The sequence below is a fragment of the Beijerinckia sp. L45 genome, from assembly GCF_009765775.1.
Lineage (GTDB): Bacteria > Pseudomonadota > Alphaproteobacteria > Rhizobiales > Beijerinckiaceae > RH-AL1.
Map to the genome: position 1 here is coordinate 1 of NZ_LMUU01000102.1, position 6032 is coordinate 6032.

The 6032-nt window shown below is 65.5% G+C and carries 3 protein-coding genes; 1 reads left to right on the forward strand and 2 read right to left on the reverse strand.

The genetic code is table 11. From position 1 onward, the window contains the following. Nucleotides 1-70 precede the first annotated feature (70 nt). Nucleotides 71-2476 carry a penicillin-binding protein 1A gene (locus GSQ79_RS10705; RefSeq protein WP_158808711.1) on the reverse strand — a complete coding sequence of 802 codons (2406 nt, stop codon included), beginning with the start codon at nucleotides 2474-2476 and terminating at the stop codon, nucleotides 71-73. 233 nt (nucleotides 2477-2709) lie between these two features. Beyond that, complete coding sequence (locus tag GSQ79_RS10710; RefSeq protein WP_246725251.1) at nucleotides 2710-4113, reverse strand: N-acetylmuramoyl-L-alanine amidase; 1404 nt, start codon at nucleotides 4111-4113, stop codon at nucleotides 2710-2712. A 653-nt stretch (nucleotides 4114-4766) separates the two neighbouring features. On the opposite strand from GSQ79_RS10710, the gene GSQ79_RS10715 reads away from it, so the two are divergent. After that, nucleotides 4767-6032: ribonuclease E/G (locus tag GSQ79_RS10715; RefSeq protein WP_158808712.1), on the forward strand; the 1266-nt coding region annotated here is incomplete at its 3' end.

The following is a 6032-nucleotide window of genomic DNA, read 5'->3' on the forward strand; positions in this document are numbered from 1 at the left end:
CTTAATCGACAGCGCGCCGCAAAAAGCCGCGCGCTTCATCTTGCTGAATTGACGGCAAAACCGGCGAGGATCAGTAAAGACCGCCCGTTCCACTGCCAACGGCAGTGTCGGCGTCGGGATTGACCACCACGGCCCGGGGCGAGGAATCGCCGGCATAGCCTTCCGGCGGTGCGGTGCCGGGCTTGAACGCTTCGAGGATCGTGCCCGACCCGCTGGAGCGCTGGCCGGTCCGGGCATCGACCGAGATCAGCTTGATGCCGGCGGGCACGCGGAACGGAATATCCGGCTTGTTCTTCAGGGCCATCGTCATGAAATCGCGGAAGATCGGAGCGGTGTAGGTCGCGGCCTGCGCAGAGTCGCCGAGCGAGCGCGGCCGGTCGTAGCCCATGAACACGCCGACGGTGAGATCGGGCGAGAAGCCGACGAACCACAGATCCTTGGCGTCGTTGGTCGTGCCGGTCTTGCCGGCGAGATGCTTGCCGACCGCCTTGATGCTCTGGCCGGTGCCGCGCTGGATCACGCCTTCCATGATCGAGGTAATCTGGTAGGCGGTCAGCGGATCGAGCACCTGCTCGCGCTTGTCGACCAGCTTCGGCTCGTCCTGATGGTCCCACTTGGCCTCGTCGCAGCCCTGGCAGACGCGTTCGTCGTGGCGATAAATCGTGTGACCCCAGCGATCCTGGATGCGGTCGATCAGGGTCGACTTGATCTTCTTGCCGCCGTTGGCAAGCATCGAATAGGCGGTCGTCATCCGCATCAGCGTGGTCTCGCCGGCGCCCAGCGACATCGAGAGGTAAGGCGGCAAGTCGTCGTAGACGCCGAAGCGCTTGGCGTATTCGGCGATCAGCGGCATGCCGACGTCGCGCGCCAGGCGCACCGTCATCTGATTGATCGAGTGCTCGACGCCATAACGCAGCGTGTGCGGACCGCCCGACTTGCCTTCGAAGTTTTCCGGCCGCCAGACGCCGAGCCCGGCGCCCTGGTCGATCTCGATCGGCGCATCGAGGACGATAGACGACGGCGTGTAGCCGTTGTCGAGCGCGGTGGCATAGACGATCGGCTTGAACGACGAGCCGGGCTGGCGCATCGCCTGGGTCGCGCGGTTGAAGGCGGACTGGTCGAAGGAGAAGCCGCCGACCATCGCGAAGACGCGGCCGGTATAGGGGTCCATCGCGACGATGCCGCCGCCGACCTCGGGAATCTGGCGCAGGCGATATTCGCCGGCCTTGCCCTCGATCGGCTCGGCATAGACGACGTCGCCGGACTGCAGGCCGTTGCGCCCCGTTCCTTTCGACCATTTCAGGCCGACGGGCAGCATCGTGCCGGTGTCGCGGTCGGAGCTGACGGAGCCGTCGGATTCGTGCTTCGGCTGGATGCCGATGCGCGCCGAGCCGTCGTTCAGGTCAAGGATCACGGCGAGGCGCCAGGGCTGCACGTCGCCCAGGGCTGGAACCACGGCCAGCGGCGGCCCCCAGTCGCCGGCGATGTCGATGTGGCGCATCGGGCCGCGATAGCCGTGGGCTTCGTCGTAGCGGACGAGGCCGTCGATCAGCGCCTTGCGCGCCATCAGCTGCATCTTGGGATCGAGCGTGGTGCGGACGGACAGGCCGCCCTCGTAGAGCTTCTTCTCGCCGAAGCGATCGCCGAGCTCGCGGCGCACTTCTTCCGCGAAGAAGCCGGCGGCATAGGTATTGGGCGACAGCACGCGCGTGGTCACGCCGAGCGGCGCGGCCTTGGCCTTGTCGGCGTCGGGACGCGTAATGTAGCCGTTCTCCGCCATGCGATCGATGACGTAGTTCCGGCGCTCGACGGCGCGGTCATGCTTGAGGAAGGGGTGGTAGTTGTTCGGCCCCTTCGGCAGCGCCGCGAGATAGGCGACCTCGGGGATCGTCAGCTCGTGCACCGACTTGCCGAAATAGTTCAGCGCGGCGGCGGCGACGCCGTAGTTGCCGAGGCCGAGATAGATCTCGTTGAGATAGAGCTCGAGGATCTTTTCCTTGGAATAGGCCGACTCGATGCGGAAGGAGAGCAGCGCCTCCTTGATCTTGCGGTCGAAGGTCTGCTCGTTGGTCAGCAAAAAGTTCTTGGCGACCTGCTGGGTGATCGTCGAGGCGCCCTGAACGTGCTTCTGGCCCTGGATCAGAATGCCGACGGCACGCAGCATGCCTTCTGGATCGACACCGTTATGGGTGTAGAAATTCTTGTCTTCCGCCGAGATGAACGCCTCTTTGACCAGCGCCGGAATCGCCGTGCTCGGCAGATAGAGCCGACGCTCATGCGAATATTCCGCGAGAACCGAGCCGTCGCCGGCATGGACGCGCGTCATCACCGGCGGCTCGTAGTTCTTGAGCTGGGTATAGTCCGGCAGATCCTGCTCGTACTTCCAGATGACGAGGCCTGCGCCGGCCGCCGCGACGACAAAAACGATCGCGCCCGTCGCAAAGATCAAACCGAGGAAGCGGGCGAAAAAGCGCATACGTCAGAAGCCTTTCGGGCGGCAGGATGGGCTGGACCGCCTGCCCCCGGAAGCTCTGCCTCAAGGAATCGGCCGCGAAATCAGCGCGTCTCGTCGCGATGTCGTGAAGCGCTTTTATGTCTCTAGTGGGGCATACGCCAGATGGCGAGTGCGATGCCTCCCTGCGAGACCCGACTATAGCGGCTTCGTTGCCGCGCGGCCACAAGCGCCGCGGGCTATTTCGCCGAAGAGACCTACCTTTGAACGGCGGTCGCGGCGCTCGCCTGCGTCATGGGACGAGCGGGCGGCATCGCCACGTCGGGAATGGTCGCCCCCGCCTGGGCCTTTTCCGCACCGTGACGATCGGCGAAATAGGATTCGATGGCTTCCGCCATGCGGCTTGTGGCCTTGTCGCGCCACTCCTCCGAGGTCAGCGCCGCCGCATCGTTCGTATTGGAGAGATAGCCGAGCTCCAAGAGCACGGAGGGCACATCCGGCGCCTTCAGCACGCGGAAGCCGGCGGCGCGCTGGGGATTTTTGTTCAGGCGGCCCGCGACCTTCCAGTAGTTGACGAGGGTGCGCGCAAAGACGTGGCTGTAGGCGCGCGTTTCCTGGCGGGTCAGATCGAACAGGATGTCGGAGACGTCGACCGCGTCCGCCTGCCCGTCGACGCCGACGGTGCTGTCGGCTTCGTTTTCCTTCGCCGCGACCTTGGCCGCAGCCGCGTCAGACGCCTTGTCGGACACGGTGTAGACGGTGGCCCCGCTCACGTCGCCGGCTTCGGCCAGCGTGTCGGCGTGAATCGAGATCATCAGGGCGGCGTTGGCGGACCGGGCGATCCTTACCCGCTCCGAAAGCGGGATGAAGACGTCGTCCGGCCGGGTCATGACGACGTTGAACGAGCCGCTCGCCTCGAGTTTTTTGGCCAGGGTCTGGGCAAACTCCAGCGCGATCACTTTTTCCACGATGCCGTTGACGATCGCGCCGGTGTCGGGACCGCCGTGGCCGGGGTCGAGGACGATGGTCGGCTTGCTTGTCGCGGCCGTCGCCAAGGCCGGCATGGCGGGCACGACGACAGAGGCGACTTGCATGGTCCGGCTTTGCGCCGCCAGACGAAAGGCAGCCCGGTCGGTTTTCGCCAGCTCGACGACGAGACGGACTTTGTCCCCATCTCTTTCGATGGAGCTCCGGACGATTCGCGCCGGTGCCTGAAGATCGACGACGATGCGCGAGCGCCCTGCGGATAAGAGACCGAAGCGGAACGAACCGACCAGCGCCGCGACCGTCTTTTTGGCATGGCGGCCGGGCACGGCGGCCTTGCCGGTGTCCGGATCAAGGCTGAAGTCGACCTGCGGCAAGTCGACGATCACGCGATCCGGATCGGCGAGGACGAAAGCACTGGTTTCGACAGCATGCGACAGATCGAAGGTGAGCTTGGCGTTCTCAGGGCTCACCTCGAGCCGTGCCGCGGTGACTTCGGCGACCGGAGCTTGCGGCGTACTGGCCGCGACGTGCGCCGCCCGCGCGCCGATCAGACCGTGGGTTTCGGCGGCAGACGCGCTGGTGCAGAACAACAGCGTCGCCATCACCATGCCGATACGAGCCGTGACGGATAGCAGCGCGGCGTCCTGATTCTTCGCGATGCGCTGCTGTGTCATTCCGCCTGCCCTGCTGCCACCAGCGCGTTCGAACCGCATGATCCGGTGACGCGTCAGTCTAAGGGGATAGCCGGCGAGGGTTAACAGGCGATAAGCATCGCGCGCCGCAATCGCCGTGCCCGTGGCTGGCGGGCCACACTCAAAACTTGCCAAGAGCGCGCAATTCCCGGTATGACAGATCCGTGTTTGGTTTTGACGACGACAGCCTCGGCTGTCCGGCTCATGCCTCGCCAGGAAGGTCTGGAAAAGCCGCGTGGTTTGCGCGGGCGTCCCGATCGGGTGAGCGCCGGAGTCGAATCGTCAACGGCGTAAGGCCGCTTGCCCGACCCTTCGAACGATGCTTCGGCGTCGCGCATAGGTTTATGAGGACATGGTCTGTCCTGTTAAAAATCGGAAAGCCTTCGCAGCCGCGCTCCCTCTCAGGGCGCCGGCCGGAACACTGACTCGCCTTCACGACATTAGCGGCTGCCCGGCGCTTCGCTCGGCGCGGCCATGGTTTACGCGGCTCGACCCGTCCTGGTCGCCGCCGCGGCGCGATCCTTCCCTCTCTCCTTTTCGAGCACCACGCCGTCGGCCGGTGCGCCAGGCTCATCCGCGATTCGTCGGCATGAGCAGCGCACCCCCCGGCCGCCTCGGGCTCCAACGAGTACATAATGGCCAACAAAATGCTGATCGATGCGGCGCATCCGGAGGAAACCCGGGTCGTCGTTCTAAGAGGTAGCCGGGTCGAGGAATTCGACTTCGAAGCTGCCAGCAAAAAACAACTTCGCGGCAATATCTATCTTGCCAAGGTCACCCGGGTCGAACCGTCCCTGCAGGCGGCCTTCGTGGACTACGGCGGCAACCGTCACGGCTTCCTCGCCTTCTCCGAGATCCATCCCGACTATTATCAGATTCCGGTCAGCGACCGTCAGGCGCTGATGGAAGCCGAAGCCCAGGAAGAGCCGGAGGAGGAAGAGCGCAAGCCGCAGCGCCGCAGCCGTCGCCATCGCCGCGACCGGTCCGCCCCGGCCGAGATGCACCGCAACGGCGACGAAGCCGTCAGCGAAGCCGCGCCGTACGACGAGCTCGAGTCCCGCCCCGTCGAGCTGCCGGCATCCGAGACGCCGCCCTACGACGATCCGACGCCCGGCCTGATCGAACACGCCCATGTCGTCCACGAGACGCTCGACGAGAGCGGCGCGACATCCGTGTCGGCGGAAGCCGCGTCGCCCGTCGACGCGACGCCGGCGCCTGTCGCCGAACAGCCAGGCGACGCCGTCGCGCCGGCTGAAATTTCGACCGCGGCACCTGAGCCGATGCCGGTCGAGACCGAGACCGCCGCCGTCGTCAGCGACGCGCAGGTCGACACCGGAGCGACGGAGTCGGTCGCATCCCATGACGATCACCATCACGACGGCCATGACGATCATCATGGTCACGACGACCATCAGGCCCGGCGCGACGAGACGTCCGACGAGCACGACGACGAAGAAGACGTGTCCGAGCATGTCGAGCAGCTCGGCGGCGACGCGATGGAAGAAATTCCACAGCGCGCCCACCGTCACCGCAAGCAGTACAAGATCCAGGAGGTGATCAAGCGCCGCCAGGTTCTGCTCGTCCAGGTCGTCAAGGAGGAGCGCGGCAACAAGGGAGCCGCGATCACCACCTACCTGTCGCTCGCCGGCCGCTATTCCGTGCTGATGCCCAATACCGCCAAGGGCGGCGGCATCTCGCGTAAGATCACCGACGCCGGCGACCGCCAGCGCCTGAAGTCGATCGCCCAGGATCTCGAAGTGCCGGAAGGCATGGGCGTGATCCTGCGCACCGCCGGCGCCTCGCGCACCAAGCCCGAGGTCAAGCGCGACTTCGAATATCTGATGCGGATGTGGGAGACGGTGCGCGAGACCACGCTCGGCTCGCAGGCCCCAACCCTCGTC

Bases quoted from the DNA above. Each gene is read 5' to 3' on its own strand.
- GSQ79_RS10710 (WP_246725251.1), bottom strand. From the start codon at position 4,113: ATGACACAGCAGCGCATCGCGAAGAATCAGGACGCCGCGCTGCTATCC.
- GSQ79_RS10705 (WP_158808711.1), bottom strand. From the start codon at position 2,476: ATGCGCTTTTTCGCCCGCTTCCTCGGTTTGATCTTTGCGACGGGCGCG.